Annotated in this window: 22 protein-coding genes; 18 read left to right on the top strand and 4 right to left on the bottom strand. The window is 50.4% G+C overall.

What is annotated here, in order from left to right; all coding sequences use genetic code 11:
• The first annotated feature begins 35 nt into the window (after positions 1–35).
• From VLE72_02365 to VLE72_02330, 8 genes are all read left to right on the top strand, one after another.
• Positions 36–1,190, top strand: coding sequence for a ubiquitin-like domain-containing protein (locus tag VLE72_02365; protein ID HSX14731.1), 1,155 nt, complete (start codon positions 36–38; stop codon positions 1,188–1,190).
• Between the two features lie 511 nt (positions 1,191–1,701).
• Entirely contained in the window at positions 1,702–2,022 is a 321-nt protein-coding gene (locus VLE72_02360; GenBank protein HSX14730.1) for a hypothetical protein, read from the top strand.
• A 110-nt stretch (positions 2,023–2,132) separates the two neighbouring features.
• Complete coding sequence (locus VLE72_02355) at positions 2,133–2,258, top strand: hypothetical protein (GenBank protein ID HSX14729.1); 126 nt, start codon at positions 2,133–2,135, stop codon at positions 2,256–2,258.
• Between the two features lie 3 nt (positions 2,259–2,261).
• Positions 2,262–2,585: a hypothetical protein gene (locus tag VLE72_02350; protein ID HSX14728.1), complete on the top strand. Its 324-nt coding sequence runs from the start codon at positions 2,262–2,264 to the stop codon at positions 2,583–2,585.
• Positions 2,582–2,710, top strand: a complete 129-nt coding sequence (locus VLE72_02345) for a hypothetical protein (protein ID HSX14727.1) — start codon at positions 2,582–2,584, stop codon at positions 2,708–2,710. The genes VLE72_02350 and VLE72_02345 overlap by 4 nt, the downstream gene beginning before the upstream one ends.
• A 108-nt stretch (positions 2,711–2,818) precedes the next feature.
• Positions 2,819–3,127 carry a hypothetical protein gene (locus VLE72_02340; GenBank protein ID HSX14726.1) on the top strand — a complete coding sequence of 103 codons (309 nt, stop codon included), beginning with the start codon at positions 2,819–2,821 and terminating at the stop codon, positions 3,125–3,127.
• Between the two features lie 75 nt (positions 3,128–3,202).
• Complete coding sequence (gene rsmA, locus VLE72_02335) at positions 3,203–4,042, top strand: 16S rRNA (adenine(1518)-N(6)/adenine(1519)-N(6))-dimethyltransferase RsmA (GenBank protein ID HSX14725.1); 840 nt, start codon at positions 3,203–3,205, stop codon at positions 4,040–4,042.
• A gap of 5 nt (positions 4,043–4,047) precedes the next feature.
• A complete protein-coding gene (locus VLE72_02330; GenBank protein ID HSX14724.1) occupies positions 4,048–4,953 on the top strand; it encodes a hypothetical protein in 906 nt (301 codons plus the stop codon).
• Here VLE72_02330 and VLE72_02325 read toward each other — a convergent pair.
• Positions 4,950–5,477: a hypothetical protein gene (locus VLE72_02325; protein ID HSX14723.1), complete on the bottom strand. Its 528-nt coding sequence runs from the start codon at positions 5,475–5,477 to the stop codon at positions 4,950–4,952. The genes VLE72_02330 and VLE72_02325 overlap by 4 nt on opposite strands.
• A gap of 35 nt (positions 5,478–5,512) precedes the next feature.
• Positions 5,513–6,100: a hypothetical protein gene (locus tag VLE72_02320; protein ID HSX14722.1), complete on the bottom strand. Its 588-nt coding sequence runs from the start codon at positions 6,098–6,100 to the stop codon at positions 5,513–5,515.
• 86 nt (positions 6,101–6,186) lie between these two features.
• On the opposite strand from VLE72_02320, the gene VLE72_02315 reads away from it, so the two are divergent.
• The 9 genes from VLE72_02315 to VLE72_02275 are packed head-to-tail and all read left to right on the top strand — an operon-like array spanning position 6,187 to position 14,082.
• Entirely contained in the window at positions 6,187–8,067 is a 1,881-nt protein-coding gene (locus VLE72_02315) for a transglutaminase family protein (GenBank protein HSX14721.1), read from the top strand.
• Positions 8,060–9,496 carry a methionine--tRNA ligase gene (gene metG, locus VLE72_02310; protein HSX14720.1) on the top strand — a complete coding sequence of 479 codons (1,437 nt, stop codon included), beginning with the start codon at positions 8,060–8,062 and terminating at the stop codon, positions 9,494–9,496. The genes VLE72_02315 and metG overlap by 8 nt, the downstream gene beginning before the upstream one ends.
• Entirely contained in the window at positions 9,489–9,869 is a 381-nt protein-coding gene (locus tag VLE72_02305) for a hypothetical protein (GenBank protein ID HSX14719.1), read from the top strand. The genes metG and VLE72_02305 overlap by 8 nt, the downstream gene beginning before the upstream one ends.
• A gap of 1 nt (position 9,870) precedes the next feature.
• The gene (locus tag VLE72_02300) at positions 9,871–10,629 is read left to right on the top strand and encodes a TatD family hydrolase (GenBank protein ID HSX14718.1); all 759 of its coding nucleotides are present in this window, start codon (positions 9,871–9,873) and stop codon (positions 10,627–10,629) included.
• 7 nt (positions 10,630–10,636) lie between these two features.
• Positions 10,637–11,098 carry an HAD hydrolase family protein gene (locus VLE72_02295; protein HSX14717.1) on the top strand — a complete coding sequence of 154 codons (462 nt, stop codon included), beginning with the start codon at positions 10,637–10,639 and terminating at the stop codon, positions 11,096–11,098.
• A gap of 34 nt (positions 11,099–11,132) precedes the next feature.
• Entirely contained in the window at positions 11,133–12,284 is a 1,152-nt protein-coding gene (locus tag VLE72_02290) for a cysteine desulfurase family protein (GenBank protein ID HSX14716.1), read from the top strand.
• Between the two features lie 20 nt (positions 12,285–12,304).
• Positions 12,305–12,895, top strand: coding sequence for a YdcF family protein (locus VLE72_02285; GenBank protein ID HSX14715.1), 591 nt, complete (start codon positions 12,305–12,307; stop codon positions 12,893–12,895).
• 1 nt (position 12,896) lies between these two features.
• Positions 12,897–13,865, top strand: a complete 969-nt coding sequence (locus tag VLE72_02280) for a CvpA family protein (GenBank protein ID HSX14714.1) — start codon at positions 12,897–12,899, stop codon at positions 13,863–13,865.
• 40 nt (positions 13,866–13,905) lie between these two features.
• A complete protein-coding gene (locus VLE72_02275; GenBank protein HSX14713.1) occupies positions 13,906–14,082 on the top strand; it encodes a hypothetical protein in 177 nt (58 codons plus the stop codon).
• Positions 14,083–14,116: 34 nt separating this feature from the next.
• Here VLE72_02275 and VLE72_02270 read toward each other — a convergent pair whose 3' ends face one another.
• Positions 14,117–14,575, bottom strand: coding sequence for a hypothetical protein (locus tag VLE72_02270; protein ID HSX14712.1), 459 nt, complete (start codon positions 14,573–14,575; stop codon positions 14,117–14,119).
• Between the two features lie 118 nt (positions 14,576–14,693).
• Positions 14,694–15,140 (bottom strand): hypothetical protein, encoded by a 447-nt coding sequence (locus VLE72_02265; GenBank protein HSX14711.1) that lies wholly within the window; start codon positions 15,138–15,140, stop codon positions 14,694–14,696.
• A gap of 113 nt (positions 15,141–15,253) precedes the next feature.
• Between VLE72_02265 and mnmA the strand changes: the two genes are divergently transcribed.
• Positions 15,254–16,321, top strand: coding sequence for a tRNA 2-thiouridine(34) synthase MnmA (mnmA, locus tag VLE72_02260; protein ID HSX14710.1), 1,068 nt, complete (start codon positions 15,254–15,256; stop codon positions 16,319–16,321).
• Positions 16,322–16,331 lie beyond the last annotated feature (10 nt).

Below are 16,331 nucleotides of genomic sequence, written 5' to 3'. Positions count from 1 at the left end.
GTGGAAACAAAAGCTCTTGGATTTAACTAAGAGGCTTGTCGATTTTAGGCAACACCAATCGGTCCCACCGGGGCCGGGTGCCGACAGCACCACGCATCTACGGTTTGGTCGGCATTCTCATCATTATCGTTACTTACGCAATCTTAGCCGGAAAACTACCCACCACGGGTCGCGCCTACGCCGACTCGGCCAAGGTGGTTAGCTACTTTGCGGATGGCCAAAAGCGCATCTTTACGACCGACGCTAGTACCGTGGGCGAAGTTTTGGCGCGAACAAATTCCAAACTGGGACCGCACGATCTGGTAGAGCCGGCTGCTAACACTCAAATTCCAACTGGCTTCTTTAATATCAACGTGTACCGAGCCCGACCAGTTTTAGTTCAAGACGGCACGACCGAAAAGATGGTTGATTCTCCGCATGGCAGTCCGCGCTTGATCACGGGGGATGCCGGGATTAACACCTACCCCGAGGACCAATTTAGCGATGCTTTCGTGACCAACTTCGTTGGCGATGGGACGGTGGGCGAAAAGGTCGTAGTCAAACGGGCCAAACCAGTGGTCTTGAGCGTTGACGGCGCCACTAGACAACTGCGGACCCAAGCCACTACGGTGGCTGGCTTATTGCAAGAAAAGCACATACCGATGGGGGAGCAAGATACGACCTCGGTGCCATTGAGCAATCAAATTGTGCCGGGCGAAAACATTACCATCACTCGGGTGACGGAAGTCGTTGTAACTAAACATGAGGATCTAGCTAATCATATTCAGACCGTTCGTGATGATTCGATGTACCAGGGCGAGAGCCGAGTGGTCGAAGCAGGTAGCGTTGGCGGCCGCGATGTGACCTATAAAATTAATTATCACGATGGCATTGAGGTTCAGCGCCAAGTTTTGAATGTGGCCAATCTGGTGAATCCCGTCAATCGAGTGATTCATGTCGGTACCAAGATTCGGGATGATGTTTGGTATCGTTTGCGGGTTTGTGAAACAGGTAATAATTATACCCGTAACAGCGGCAATGGTTATTATGGCGCCTACCAGTTCGATCTGGGTACCTGGCAATCAAACGGCGGCACCGGTTTGCCAAGCGACGCTGATCCCGCGACTCAAGATGCGATTGCCAAAGTCGTTCAGGCCCGCCGTGGCTGGTCGCCCTGGCCGGTCTGCTCCGTCAAGCTCGGGCTTATTTAAACCAGGTACTAACTTCTCCCCCCAGCCCATTTTTTGTGTAAGCTGACTCTTCATACTCCCATTACGACTACTAACTTAGTCGATACAAAAAAATGGGCTGGGGAGTTTATCTTTTGGATCAATAGGAGCAGGTTGTTCGCTTACTTTCTCCCACTACCAAACCCCTCACAACCTGCTAAATGGAGTAATTCAGACCTCAGCTAGAAGAGTGTATTTATTAAATCCAAACAGCAGATTGCGAAGAACTAAGTAAGGGGAGATATAGACTGAGCAATCTGCTCAAGATGATCTAGAAAAGAAACAAGCCCCACCAATTTTTTTGTATCGACGGCCATACAAAGTATTACAGGGGTAAGAAATAAGAGCTTACATAAAAAATTGGTGGGGAGAGAAGTTAGAATGCCTTCCCGAGTGAGGGAAATTTATTTGAGAAAAACTCTTTACAAACCGAACAAAAACCGAATATAATCAAAGTAACTTATCTAAGTTCGTACCAACAAAAGGGGATAGAGTGACCCAAGTTCTAGTTAAGGGCAGTGAGCCGGCCTGTCGGCGGATCATGCCAAAGCTCGGAACAGTCAGAGTGGCAGTCGACGTAGTTCGGCTGTTGCCTGGGGATGAGTTCTTAGTCCAAATTGCTGGGACCGCGGACCAGTTGGTTGCCAACTGTGATCAATTGCTAGTGGCGCCGGATGGTTACCGACTGAATGGTCTGCTGATTGAACACACCCGCGAACCTGGTCGCTACAGCCCGTACCACCGCTACTTGGGGCGAGTGATGATCAACCATTCGACCTACGACGTGCCGGCCGCCAGCTTCGTCACTGCTTAAGGGTGGTGACTAGGATCCGAGGGTAAGCTCTCGGATCCGAAAAGTCTTGATTATTTATTTGTAAAGTTGCACAATGGCTGGCATACCATTCGGTAGCATGGGGGTAAAAAGTGAAGAAGGGCTTTATCATCACTACCCGAACGTGCATCTTCGGTTTGGCCCTGGTTGGTGCTGGCTCGATCGCCAGTGCCATGCTCTTGAATGCGCTGGCGGCCTATGACTCAGGAAGGGGCTGATCAATGACGGCCTCGGGCTTCTATTACGACGGCGTGGAGTGGAGTGATGCGGGGGTTGATTCCAGCCAGGATCCGCGCGACGAGGGCGCCGAACGTCAAATCATCCAACTTTTCTCATCTCATCCTGCTGGCACCCTCATCCGCTATATATACAGCGGCCCGCAGGGCCCTGGTTTCTACGACGGTTCTGAACTACTGCTGAGTATGACAATGCGGCCTGTCGTTCACCTGATACAAGCCGGCGTTTTGGAGGCCAAACCGGACTGCCATTACCGTATGACCAAAGCAGCTCACAAGAGGGCGGTTCGTTCTAAGGCGCGATCGTGAGAGGCAAATTGGTGATGTCGGTAGCGGCACTGGCTGCGGTTATGACGGTCGGATTGGTTTTGGGACCAATCATCGATTTCTTCGATAACGATCAGCCGCGATTTCCGCGCTTACTCCACAAGTGAAGGGGGAAACATGAAGGTGGTCAAGTGGACAGTCGCAGGTACTGCATCAGCCCTGGCAATTTCGGCCATCTACGCCGTTGCCAGCTTCAAGCGCGTCATGGCGGTTCGATGATGGCACTGACCGAGGAATTGATCCAACAAACCGCGCTGGAGATCTTTTACATCCAACCGGGTGACGGTTGGCTGCAATGGTGTAAGCCTGACAGAGGCGGGATACTGGTCTTTGACGACCACTGTGTCTACGCGGCCGAGATCAGAGGCATCACCCCAGAGGTGCTTCGGGAACTGGTCATCAATGGGTTCCTAGAAGAAGGCGACGGTCTCTGTTTCCGCATGACTTGTGAGGGTCGTCGACTGATGCGCGAAGCCATCGCCGATAACCATCGGCAAAACCAACTCAGCCCAGAAGTCGCCTGAAAAGCGACCAACCGGCGGCTCTACGGAGCCGCCTTTAACTTATTAAAAGACCCTAAATAGGGTAGAGTAGGGGAGATGAAGCCGCCTCCCCTATCGTCAAATCACAACACCGAACTAGCTGTTCGCTTGGCCAATATTCACCCCAAAAAAAGTTTGGGTCAAAATTTTTTAATTGATGAACCGAGCCTGGATATGGTTGTGGCAGCTGCCACCATCAAAACCAGCGATACGATCCTAGAAATCGGGCCGGGGATTGGCTTTTTAACCTCTAAAATATGTGCCCTGGCCAAGGCCGTGACTTGCGTTGAGGCCGATCCCGATTTGGTCCAAATTCTGGGTCAACAACCGCCCGCTAATCTAACAATTGTCTCAGGAGACATCATGGTTTTTAATCTCCAGACGCTTCCAACTGATTATAAAGTGGTGGCGAACATCCCCTACTATTTAACCTCCAAATTACTACGGTTGTTATTAGAAAGCCCAAATCCACCGGCTGCTATGTCGATCTTGGTCCAAAAAGAAGTGGCCGAACGGATCGTGGCCAGTCCCGGGCAAATGTCGATCCTAGCTTTGAGTGTTCAATATTACGCTTATGCTAAAATGGTGGGGGTGATTGAGAGGCACAAGTTTTGGCCGGCTCCCAAAGTTGATTCGGCCGTACTGAGCTTAAATCGCCGCCCGCAACAGGCTTTCCCGGCTGAACCAACTCGCCTCTTTCGTTTGATAAAAGCCGGTTTTGGTGAGCGCCGCAAACAACTCAAAAACGCCCTGGCCGGAGGACTAAACGCCGATTCTAGCGTCATCCTGGCTGTTTTACGTCAGGCCAAAGTTAGCCCAACTCAGCGGGCCCAAGAATTAGCTCTGGCCGATTGGCACCGGCTCTACCAAGCCGCCACCGCCCACAACCTCGTATGAATTTCTTGAATAAATTTTTCATCGCCTTGTTTGCTGTCAGCTTGTCTGGTGCCATCATGGCCTTTTGCCTTGATTCAACCATTTTGAAGGCTGATTTTGTGGCCGCTCAAGCCGATAAATCGGGGGTTTATGACACTCTGGCCCAGCAACTACCCAAAGCCATCGCCGATAATCAGAGCGACCCCACTTTGCAAGCCGCCTTAACTAAGGTTGTAACGGCCCAATATCTGCGCACCAATATTGATCAGTATTTGCATGCACTGGAGCAGACCTATCGCCAGGGTGGAACGGTGCCAACCTTGGATCTATCCGGCATCGTGCTGCAAGTCGAATCTTTGGGAGTTCACCTTTCAGCCGAACAAGCCGCTAGCCTGAGTCAGAAGCTAATGATCCAACCTGGTGCTCAACAAGATTCGACCAACGGTTCTAGCTCCAACCAAACGCCAGCTTCAACTGCCTCCAGTCGCAATCCCACCGTCAGTCCCTGGCTTAGCCGCGTCGCCCAGAGCAAATGGCTGCTGGCGCTGGCTAGCCTGGTGCTGGCAGCTCTAGTCGTTTTAACAGCTACTCACAACCGCTGGCGCTCACTGGGCCGCGGCTGTATCTACTCCCTAGCTTGGCTGGGCGCTTATTACTTTCTGCTTAGAATGATACCCAACCTAGCCTCGCATCAGCTGGCCAAGGCTGGCAGCGGCAACCCGCTGACAACTTCGGTCAATAATCTGGTGGCTCTATCGGCCGCCGGTGTAGCTCAGCGCTTACTATTTACCATGATCGGATTGGCGGCTGTTGGCGCCCTGCTCTTTGCCGCTAGCTTGCTGCCTAAATGGGGCGGCCATGTTCATAAAGGCGAAAAGGAAGGGGGCGAAAAACGCACGCCCCTACCTAGCCTAGTTCGCAAAAAAGACTAGGTCGAATGACCCCAGTCGATGTAGATGTTCCTCGGCGAGCCACTGGTACCGCAAAACGGTAACCAACTTACATGGTGAGCGTAAGACCCCCAATGCCACCCAGGCTTAAATAGATCGACTTCCCAGTAGGGGTCGTCGACAACACTGCCATCAACACCGTTCATATAGGCTCGATTATTACTGTTAAAACCGCTCTGCTGAATAATCGACCAGTTGCCCGAGCGATCAATAACGTAGCCGTTACTGTAGGTCTTAATCTTATCGGCTTTATAAGCGACTGCGATATTCATATCTGGGTCATATTTTCGAACCGTAAAGTGGACATATATTAGTGGCCCATAAGTTGGGTCATTAACTCGAGTTTTACAGCCCGTAACTGTGGCCGGACCGGCCGCAAAGGTTTTGTAGGCCACGTAGCCGCCAATGACCACACCAGCCACAATGATAGCGATCAGCTGCCCCTTATTGAAGTTTAAGCGCTTGGTAAGATTTAACCCGTTCGATTTGGTTTTAGTTTTTGGCATAAGGTAAATAACCTCCTTATTTCTGGATTATCGAATTACAGGTTCCCGGGTCCAGGAGTTACGTCCATCCAATTCGTTGATGTCGAACAACCTTTGGTAACAGTGCTGTAATTGGCCCATTTGACTTGCCACTTGTTGTTGTAGAGCCGGTAGACTTGGCCAAAGTACAATGGTCCGTAGGGGGTTTGCAGTGGCCCCATGCCATAGAAGTAGCTATTTGAATTACCACAAAGAAACGTGTTTGACTTGGGCCACCCATCGCTTGTTAGCGACTTCAAGTAGTCGGATGTTTTATTGAACCCCGTAGAAAAATTCCAATTGCCTGTTTGCCAGTAGTGAGGATCAGAATTTTTCATGTTAAGAGCTGGTGTGGCTGCCCCATAAGGAGTGGCCGAAACTGTGTTAATAACCCATGTGCTAATAGTTGTCACACCGCCTCCGCCAGCGCCACCAGATATGGTTTGCCTTAGATTTGACGGTGGTACTGTGGCGGCAAAAGTTTGATAAGCCACAAAGCCGCCGATAGCCACACCGGCTGCAATGATAGCGGCCAGCTGGCTCTTACTAAAGTTTAACTTTCGCGCGAGATTGAATCCGTTTGGTTTGGTTTTAGTTTTTGGCATAATGTTTCTTTTAATTCTTATGCTTTATTATGACTCCAGATTTCGTAATGTCAAGCAAAGCGCAAGCAGTTTGATAGAATAATAAGGTGAAAGTCCTAGCCCAGATTCGGCGATTTACGGTTCTAATAGCTTTGGCCTTGTTGGTTACGTCGATCTTGCCTCACGGGACTTCGAGTGCGGCTAGCTTTAACTTCAACGCTCATATTACTTACCGGGTGGAGAATGCAACTACCACGGCCGTAACGGAAACTTACACCGTTACCAACCAAACGGCTCGGGAATTTTTAACTCAAGTCAAACTAACCACACCGGTCGATACTATCTCCGGCCTCGAGGCTCACTATAGCGATGGCGGCAATATCCCTTTAACCAGTGCAGCTAGCCAAAGTAACCAGAGCGGAGTGCCTTACAATTACCAGCAACTGACGCTGGCCTTCCCTCGCCAGAACTTTGGCTCCGGCAAAACTTGGACTTTTGTGGTGAGTTATTCTGCCACAGGTTTAATCGAAAGCCATGGTGGTGCTCATACCGTCTTTGTCCCGGCCATTGCCCAAGATGCTAGTATTGGCGCCTACACTGCCAGAGTCGACGTGCCACAGGACTTCGGCGCCCCCCACTTTCGCGGTGCTCAACCGGCGGCCTCAGGAGCCTCGCCGGGCCGACTCTACTTCGACTTTAACCAATCAACGCTTTCCAACCAGTCGCTAGCGCTTAGTTTTGGCAATGCCACGATCTATCAGGCCAACTTTAACTTCCCCCTTCATAATGATTCTAGACTGGCCAAAACCATGACCATTACCTTGCCACCCAACCTCAATAATCAACACATCACAATTGAATCGCTTGATCCTAAGCCCGCTGGTACCCGATTGGATACCGATGGCAACATTTTGGCTGACTACCGCGTGCCGGCCCGCACCCATTTGGTTGTCAAAACGCTTGTGACGGGAGAGGTCAAATACCTAGATTACAACTTAGCGGCTTCCGGGAAGCAGAGCGATATCCCATCGGATTTGGTCAAAACTTATACTGCGGGTACCAAGTATTGGCAAACCGATGGCAGTGTGGCGGCCGCAGCAAAACAAATAAACCAACCTAATGCGCCGGTCATCGACAACGTTCGGGCCTCTTACCAATATGTGGTTGATCACTTAACTTATAACCCCGACAAGATTAAATTCAACATTCGCCAAGGTGCAGCCAAAGCTTTAGCCAATCCGACTAATGCGGTTTGTCTGGAATATTCGGATCTGTTGGTGGCGCTGCTTAGAGCCCAAGGCATTCCGGCTCGGATGCCAGTTGGCTATGGTTACAGCGGCAATTTAAAGGCTTCCGATAGCGTAGTCGATTCTTTGCATTCGTGGGTCGAGGCTTACGTGCCGGGCATTGGCTGGATGACGCTGGATCCAACGTGGGGCGAAAAGTTTGATCTATTTGGTCAAAGCGATCTGGATCATTTTGCCTTTGCCGTTTGGGGTGGGAACGATCAACTGCCAGTACCGGTGATGGCCGGCGGCCAGGATACTGGCTATCAATACGAACAAACCACCCTGACCTACGCCGAAGCGGCTCCACAAACGCTGGCAACCGTTTCGCTTCACCTCAGTCGCTATAGCATTTTGCCATTTATTAATCTGGAACGGATCAGTGTGAGTAATGCCAGCCAGCAGGTCATCTCGGCCAATAGCGTTAGTGTTGGAAATCATAAAGTCGGTTTCGGTAACTTGGCACCCGGTCAAACCATTCGACGTTTTCGTTTTGACCTAGGTCACGATCAAAGCCAAACTGCCCAACTAACGGGCAGCTCTGGTGCTGTCAGTTTGGTCATGGCCCAGGCAACGGTTTCGGTTGTCCACTGGCCGCTCGGCCTCATCACCCTTGGCGCCGTACTTGGTTTGGCTTATCTTATTATGGTAAGATTACGGCCGCACCGACTCCCCGGAATTAAGCGACAAGATCATGACTAAGTACTACATTACAACCACCATTTTTTATATCAACGACAAGCCGCACATCGGTCATGCCTACGATACCATTGCAGCCGATGTCTTGGCCCGCTACTGGCGCGCTAAATTAGGTAAAGACAAGGTTTGGTTCTTAACTGGCACCGACGAAAACTCCAAAAAAACCGTCGAATCGGCCAAAGAGGTTGGCCAAGAGATCGAAGCCTACACCAACACCATGGCCAAACAGTGGCAGAGCACCTGGGATGCTCTAGGGATTAGCTACAATCGCTTCATCCGGACTTCGGAGCCGGACCACGAGGCAGCCGTGCGCGATGTGGTAACCAAGATTCACACCGCCGGCGATATAACCAAAGGCATCTATGAGGGGTTGTACTGCTACAAATGTGAAATGTTTTACAAAGAAGACGAATTGATCGAGGGGCTCTGCCCGGTTCACAAAACCCCGCCGGAATTCATCAAGGAGGAAAACTACTTCTTCAAATTGTCGAAATATCAAGACGCGCTCAAAAAACACATCGATCAGCACCCGGATTTCATCCAACCTGAAAGCCGGCGCAACGAGGTGCTGGCCTTTATCGATCGCGGTCTGGAAGACATCAGCATCAGCCGGGCCAATCAAACCCTTGGTATCAAGCTGCCGTTTGATCCCTCGCAAGTCGTTTACGTTTGGGTTGATGCTCTAATTAACTATCTAACTGGCGTCGGCTATCCCAAAGCGGATTACAAAGATTGGTGGCCGGCGGATCTGCATGTTATCGGCAAAGACATTATCAAGTTTCATTGCATCATTTGGCCAGCCATGCTTTTAAGTGCTGGGTTGGAATTGCCCAAACGGGTGGTGGCACATGGCTTCTTTACCGTCGATGGCGAAAAAATTTCCAAATCACTTGGTAATGGCATTAACCCACTGGATATTTCCGAAACTTACGGGGTCGATGCTTTACGCTACTATTTGCTCTCAGAATTCCCCTTTGGTGCCGACGGCAACTTTAGCCAAGACCGCCTGTCCAAAGTTTACCAGAGTAATTTGGCTAACGAGCTCGGAAACCTAGTTCAACGGGTGGCCAAAATGGCAGTGCAATATTTAGACGGCCAGATTGGCGCCAACCCACCCCACACCCATGACGTCAAAGATATTGAAGATTCGATTGAAAACTATCATTTTGAGGCGGCATTGAAAGACATTTGGGTCAAAATCCGCGGGCTCAACCAGATGGTTGACGAGGAAAAACCTTGGGTGCTGGCAAAAACCGATAAAGACCAGCTGGAAAAAGTCTTAAAGCATATCATCTCTGATCTGCTTCAAATCACTGGCTTGCTAGCACCGTTTTTGCCAACCACGGCCGAAAAAATCCAAAAAACTCTTGGTGGCTCAACTGTTGATACCTCGGTTGGGATTCTCTTCCCCAAAGTGGAATCAAATGCCTGAAAACGTATTATCAGCGTCAGTGTGGTGGGTTCGGGGGTCAACCCCAAGTTCAGAAACAGGCACACAGTATGCAGGGCACTTTAGAGCCGGTCAATTGACTATACAGCCTAACAGCATCATTCAGCTGTCTGATGATGGCAAGCTCCTGTTTGAGTTGAAAGCTAGAGAAATCACTATTAGTCCCAATTCTGTTACCTCGGGGTTTACCTTTCGTACTCCCAGCGATAACTTCGTAGTCTCTTTGACTGACCCAAAATACTTAGGCGGTGGAGGCAAAAACGCAGGTGGATTTGGCTTTGAATACAGAAAATGGAAGAAAGCTCTTAAGAGAACTGGTGTTAAATATAAGTGGTGGAATTTTAACCTTAACTAACATGCTCATCGACACCCACGCCCATATTCACCAGGACGTCTATGATAGTGATCGCGACGAGGTCATGGCCAGGGCAGTCGAGGCCGGCGTGACTAAAATCATCGCTATTGGTGTAGACGATAATGACAGTAAACTAGCTATCGACCTAGCAAATAGTCATGACAGCGTTTGGGCCACGGTCGGCTTGCATCCGCATGATGCCAAACTCAGCCAAAAAACCCTTGAAGCTATTAAAGACCTGGCCACCAACCCCAAAGTCGTAGCCATTGGCGAATGTGGGTTGGATTATTACTATGAACACTCACCTAAAAGGGATCAAATAAAGGCTTTTCAGGCCCAGATCGACATTGCTCAGGCTGTGGATAAACCCCTAGTTTTTCATGTCCGCGAGGCCTTTGACGACTTTTTCCGGGTGCTGGAGAACTATAAAGGTGTTCGCGGTGTGGTGCACTGTTTTACAGGAGACGAGGCGACGTTGAATAAAGTTTTGGACCAGGGTTTTTACGTAGGTTATAACGGTATTATGACCTTTACTAAATACCAATATCAGTTGGCCGCAGCCAAAGCCTGCCCGCTTGATCGAATGTTGTTAGAAACCGACTGTCCTTATCTAACCCCGGCACCCCACCGCGGTCAGTGCAACGAGCCAGCCCACACCAAAATCATCGCCGAGTTCCTAGCCAACTTGCGCGGGGAGTCGGCCGAAGAGCTATCAGTCGCTACCACCAAGAATGCTGAAGCATTATTCGGTTTGCTATGATGGTTGCATGATATATGAAATCCCAGGTGAAAATTCATTTGAAATAAATACAATCATCCTAGACCTAAACGGCACTTTGACTGTCGGGGGGAAAATTCCCGAGGGCGTAATGGAGCGGCTTGCCAAACTGAAAGACCAAGGATTTAAACTGATCTTTTTTACTGGTAATACACGTGGTGATGCAGATGATGTTGCTAGGGACTTGGGTATTGATTGGAGCTTAGCCAAGGACGGAATTGAAAAAAGTCACCAGGCTGCTAAGTTGGATCCAAAAGCATGTGCCGCAATTGGCAATGGCTTAATCGACCTGGAGCTAATGAAGATCGTAAAACTTCGAATCGTGACCCTACAAGCCGAGGGAGTACATGTTCAAACACTATTGAGCTCAGATATTGTTGTACCGACAATAAATGACGCCCTTGATTTATTTATTGATCAACAGAGACTCATTGCTACACTACGCAAGTAGACCATCTTAGACTTTCATTGTATAATTTGCGCCTATGAAAGCTGAAAAGAGGGTTTATTTAGATTATGCGGCAGCCACGCCGCTCGACCCAGCCGTCAAAGCGTCTATGGAGCCGTATTTGGCTGGTGAGTTTGCTAATCCCTCAAGCCTATATGCCGAAGGGCGGGCGGCTAAGTTAGCATTGGAGGCTGCCCGCAAGCAGGTGGCCATGGTTTTGGGCGCCAAACCGAGCGAAATTATCTTTACCGCCGGTGGGACCGAGGCAGTCAACTTTGCCATTCAGGGCGTCAGCAAAAGTTATCCACAGGGTAGAGTGCTGGCGCTGGCGACTGAGCATCAGGCCGTTTTGGCCATTATTGAAAAACTGGGTGATAGGGGTGGGTTGATTCCAGTTAAAAAGAACGGCCGGATCAACCGCGACCAGCTGGAAAAGCTAATAGCTGATAATGTTGTCTTGCTCTGTATCGGTTTGGCGAATAGCGAGCTAGGCACCATTCAACCAATGGCCGAAATTGCTCAACTAATCGCTAGCACTGGCGCCGACCGCAAAAAACGCGGCATTGATCTGCCGATTTATTTATTTAGCGACGGCGCCCAAGCCACCGGTCACCTCAGCCTGCAAGTCAGCCGGCTGGGCGTGGACTTGATGGCTCTAAACGGCGCCAAGATTTATGGACCAAAGGGTGCAGGCGCGCTTTACGTTCGCACTGGCACCAAATTAGAGCCACTGATCTACGGCGGTGGGCAGGAGAAGGGACTGCGCAGCGGTAGTGAATCGCTGGTGCAGTCGACGGGTTTTGCCACGGCCTTGGAATTGGCCGAACAGCGCCGGCAGGCAGACGAGCGGCGCTACGGTGAGCTGAACCGATTCTTAAAATCAGAACTGACGAAAATACCGGGGCTCACAATCAACAATCCCCAACACAGCCTGCCTAGCATTATTAATTTTCGTATTGATAAGCAAAACGGTGAGGATTTGGTTTACAAGCTCGATGCGGCTGGTTTTGCCGTGGCCACCGGCGCCGCCTGCGGGGCTTCGAACAATCAGCCCTCACATGTGCTGTTAGCGATTGGCTTAACTCTAGATCAAGCCAATTCGTCATTGCGCTTGACGTTAGGGCGATCGACGACTCAAACCGAATTAGATCAGTTTATACAAACCTTAAGGAGCCTGATCAAAGCCTAAAGATTGGTACAATAGGTGGTATGAAAAGGGCAGTGGTGTGGTTGATAGTTGTGGCGGTCGGCTTAGGCGGACTGGTTATCGGGTTAGTCTTCGGCATAGGCTACTTTTTGGCGCCCCAGAGTCAACTGGCTCATGCCGATGCCATCGTGGCTATTAGCGGCGGCGAAACCGACGCTCGGGCTAGAGAAGCCATCAAGCTCTATCGCGACCAATATGCCCCGACGCTAATATTTTCTGGCGCGGCTCAAGATTCAAGCGGCCCTTCCAACGCCCGAGCTATGGAGCGATTGGCCATTGAGGCCGGCATTGAACCCGATGCCATCATTATCGACGAGGCCTCATCCAACACAGCTCAGAATGCCGAGGCGGTGGCTTCGATTGCTCACAACCACGCCATCCATAGCATCATTTTGGTGACGTCGCCCTATCACCAACGTCGAGCAGCCATTAGCTTTTCACGGGCGCTGGGACCGGACGTCAAAATTATCAATCACTCGGCGCCCGATCAATCCTGGCGGCGGTCGCGCTGGTGGGCCAACCCCTATGCTTACGGTCTAACGCTGTCTGAATTGCAAAAAACCGTCTTTTTGATGGTGACCGGGAGTAAGTAGTATGACGCTAGCGGGTTGGTTAATCGATCTAGCCATCGTCGCCGGCCTGATTCGAGCCATTATGCGCGGCGCCGAAACTGGGCTGGTGCGGGTGCTATTTGATGTGGGCGGACTGTTGCTTGCAACTTTGGCCGGGCTTGTGGCCTATCAACATTTGAGTTCTTGGCTGGCCCATCACATTGGCTTGCCACCAACCATCACCCCGATTTTGGCTTTCGTTCTAGCCTGGACATTGGTCGAAGGTCTTTACTTGGCCCTTTGGAAGTTTTGGCCGCTCCGGCACCAGCGCTCATCATTGGGAATGAGCATTTCTAAAGCCGCCGCCGCCACTTTGAGCGCCCTATCATATTTGGTGCTAGTGGCTCTAACCCTGATTGTTTTGGTTGGTCTACCGCTGCCAGCCGGTCTGAAGAATGCTCTAGCCGCTAGCCGCATCAGCTCAACTATGCTTGCTTCGACCAATCAATTGCAGTCCGAGGTTAACCACTTTATCAACCAAAATCTCTCGACTTTCAACTTTGTCACGGTTGAACCTAAAACCGACAATGAATCGATTGCTCTTGGGTTCAAAGTCACCAATGGCACTGTTCGCCCGGACCTAGAGAATCGCATGCTGGAACTGGTCAATCAAGAACGAACCAGCCAAGGATTAGCCCCACTTACAATCAACGTAAAGGCTCAGCAGGTGGCTCGCGATCACAGCCGCGATATGTTTGCTCGTGGCTACTTTTCGCACATTACGCCCGAGGGCTTGGATCCTTTTGAGCGCATGCACCAAGGTGGCGTAACTTTTTTGGCAGCGGGCGAAAACCTAGCTCTTGCCCCAACCCTTCCTCTCGCTCACCAGGGTCTGATGAATTCACCGGGTCATCGCGCCAATATTTTGGATTCGGATTACGCGAGCGTTGGCATCGGCATAATTGATGGGGGGCGCTACGGCTTGATGATTACCCAAGATTTTACGGATTAAGCCCAGCCAGCGTATAGTAAGACTAATAAAGGAGGCTTTTGTGGCAGACGAAAATCAACCCAAATCGGAGTATAAAAAGGGTTATGGCAAACGGCCGCTATGGCAGTGGATTCTAATCTATGTCATCATCGGCGGCGTCATTTACGCTGGCGTGGCCTACTACTACGTCCATAATCACAACAACAACTCAAGTACCACCACTAATTCGCCCTATTAAAGAGCAACGCCCCCGACCGAAGTCGAGGGCTGTTTCACTTGATCCGCTGATCGCAGATAAAGCGCAATTGTTGTGGCGCCAGAGGGCCGTTCATTTGATCCAGAGGGAACATCACCCTCCAGGTCTTCTTGATTTCCCGGAGGCCGGCTTCGATTTGGCATGTCGGGTAGCCATTAACCGGCCGGTAGTTGGGCACACCCACTTTGGCTTTGTGATTTAGGGTGTCGACCCAAATGACTTCGAAATGTTGGTCGATAAGCTCTGCCCTGGCTCGTTTGTCTTCCTTTTTGGCTTGATCTTGATAGTAGACGTGGCCAGCCATGGTCAACATTGCCCCGCCTAGTACGACGAACATCAAGACAGCTACCAAGAAAGTCGCCAAAAGATCCGTCTTGTTACGCAAGTGAAATCCTAGAAGAATCATGACGACAATTACCATGCAGAGCACTACTAGAAGGCTGTCCCAGTCGAAGTGGTAGTGCCAGAGTATCATCTGGTCTCCTCACTCAGTTCAAGGTGCGAGATGGCATAATTATAGGAGTAATTTGAAATTAGTCAATAAACGAAACGCCCCGCCGGGCGCCTCGATTTAACGAGGTCCCTTGCGGGGTTTAGCTTCTCCCGGTACCCCATGGATAGGGAGGAATTCGGTCGTAGCACTGCGGGTAGATGTAGGCGAAGTCATCCGAACGCTGAATTTGCATGGCCGCACCACTGGGGTCCACCACCAAATAAGCGTCATAGTGGGTCATGTCGACGAACTCATACCCAAGCTTTACGGGAAAGTGCGGACACTTGGCGCTCAGTTTGAGTACCAAGTATTGGGTCTTTGATGCCACAACCTCTACCCCGACGTGCTCTAGGTGATGTACCAGTTCGGTCCTTGCTCGCTCCCTGATCCGCGTTGGGTTGAATGCGTCGTCGAACTTTTTCGCATCAATCAAGAACGCCACGTTTAGGGCAATGGCAATAACGCTAAGACCAGCGACTATCAAGAAGAGCCAGTCTATCCAAAGCCAGCTTCTAGTCTTGGGGCTGTGATTTTGGGTCGATTCCATCGATGCCTCATTTGTCGGGGTGCGGAAAAACTTATGTGATTCTAGTATAAATATTGACATTTGTCAATAACACTTCATAGACTAAAGAACCCTTTTCTTATATAATACTCCTTATGAAAACGGTTTATGTTGGTTTGAGTGGGGGAGTCGATAGCTCGGTCACAGCTGCGCTTTTGAAGCAGCAAAGTTACCGGGTGGTTGGCGTATATATGAAAAACTGGACCCAGGATGTGGCCGGGAACATTTGCCCGTGGCAGCAAGACCTAGCTGACGCCCGAGCGGTGGCGGCCAAGCTTGATATTGCGTTCAAGGTGTTTGATTTTCAGGACCAATACAAGCATTTGGTGGTCGATTACATGATTGCAGAATACCAGGCCGGCCGCACGCCCAACCCTGACATTATGTGTAACCAGGAGGTCAAGTTCGCCTTGTTTTTAAAGGCAGCTTTAGCTGACGGCGCCGATTTGATTGCGACGGGGCATTATGCCCGAATCAAGGATGGTCAGTTGCTCAAAGGCCTTGATCCGGGCAAGGACCAAAGCTACTTCCTCTGCCGTATGCCAGCCGAGTCGCTGGGTAAGGTTTTGATGCCGATTGGGGAGTATCACAAGGCCGAGGTTCGTAAATTAGCAGCTAAATTTGGGCTCCCAACAGCCAAAAAGCCCGACTCGCAAGGCATCTGTTTTGTGGGGGAGATTGGTGTTAAAGATTTTTTGAGCCAGTACGTCCAAGCTGAGCCTGGCCCCATTAAGCTACTCGACGGCACGAAAATTGGCCAACACGAGGGCGCCATTTTCTACACCTTGGGTCAACGCAAAGGTTTGGGTGTGGGTGGTGGCAAGCCATATTATGTCACCAGTAAAGATATGACGACCAACACCGTTTATGTGACCGATGAACCGCGTGGCATGGAACTATTTAGTGATGAATTCGAGATTGAGAATCCACACCTATTTGATGATATTGAAACTGGTAAACGGTATCAGGTGCTGACGCGGCATATGGGCAACTTGATTGACTGCACCATCTCAAAGTCGGGTGGAATTTACGTCATCAAAATGGATCGCAGTGAGCGGGCCGTTACACCTGGACAATCGGCCGTAATCTACGATGGCGACCGCGTAGTTGGTAGCGGCATCATCTCCAGTGCTAAACCGGCATTGGCCACTCATAACAGGTAGGCTACAATTA

The organism is Candidatus Saccharimonadales bacterium, from assembly GCA_035480635.1.
Taxonomy (GTDB): domain Bacteria; phylum Patescibacteriota; class Saccharimonadia; order UBA4664; family DATIHN01; genus DATIHN01.
The sequence above is the reverse complement of the archived record's forward strand: the minus strand, read 5'-3'. Positions and strand labels throughout refer to the sequence as shown.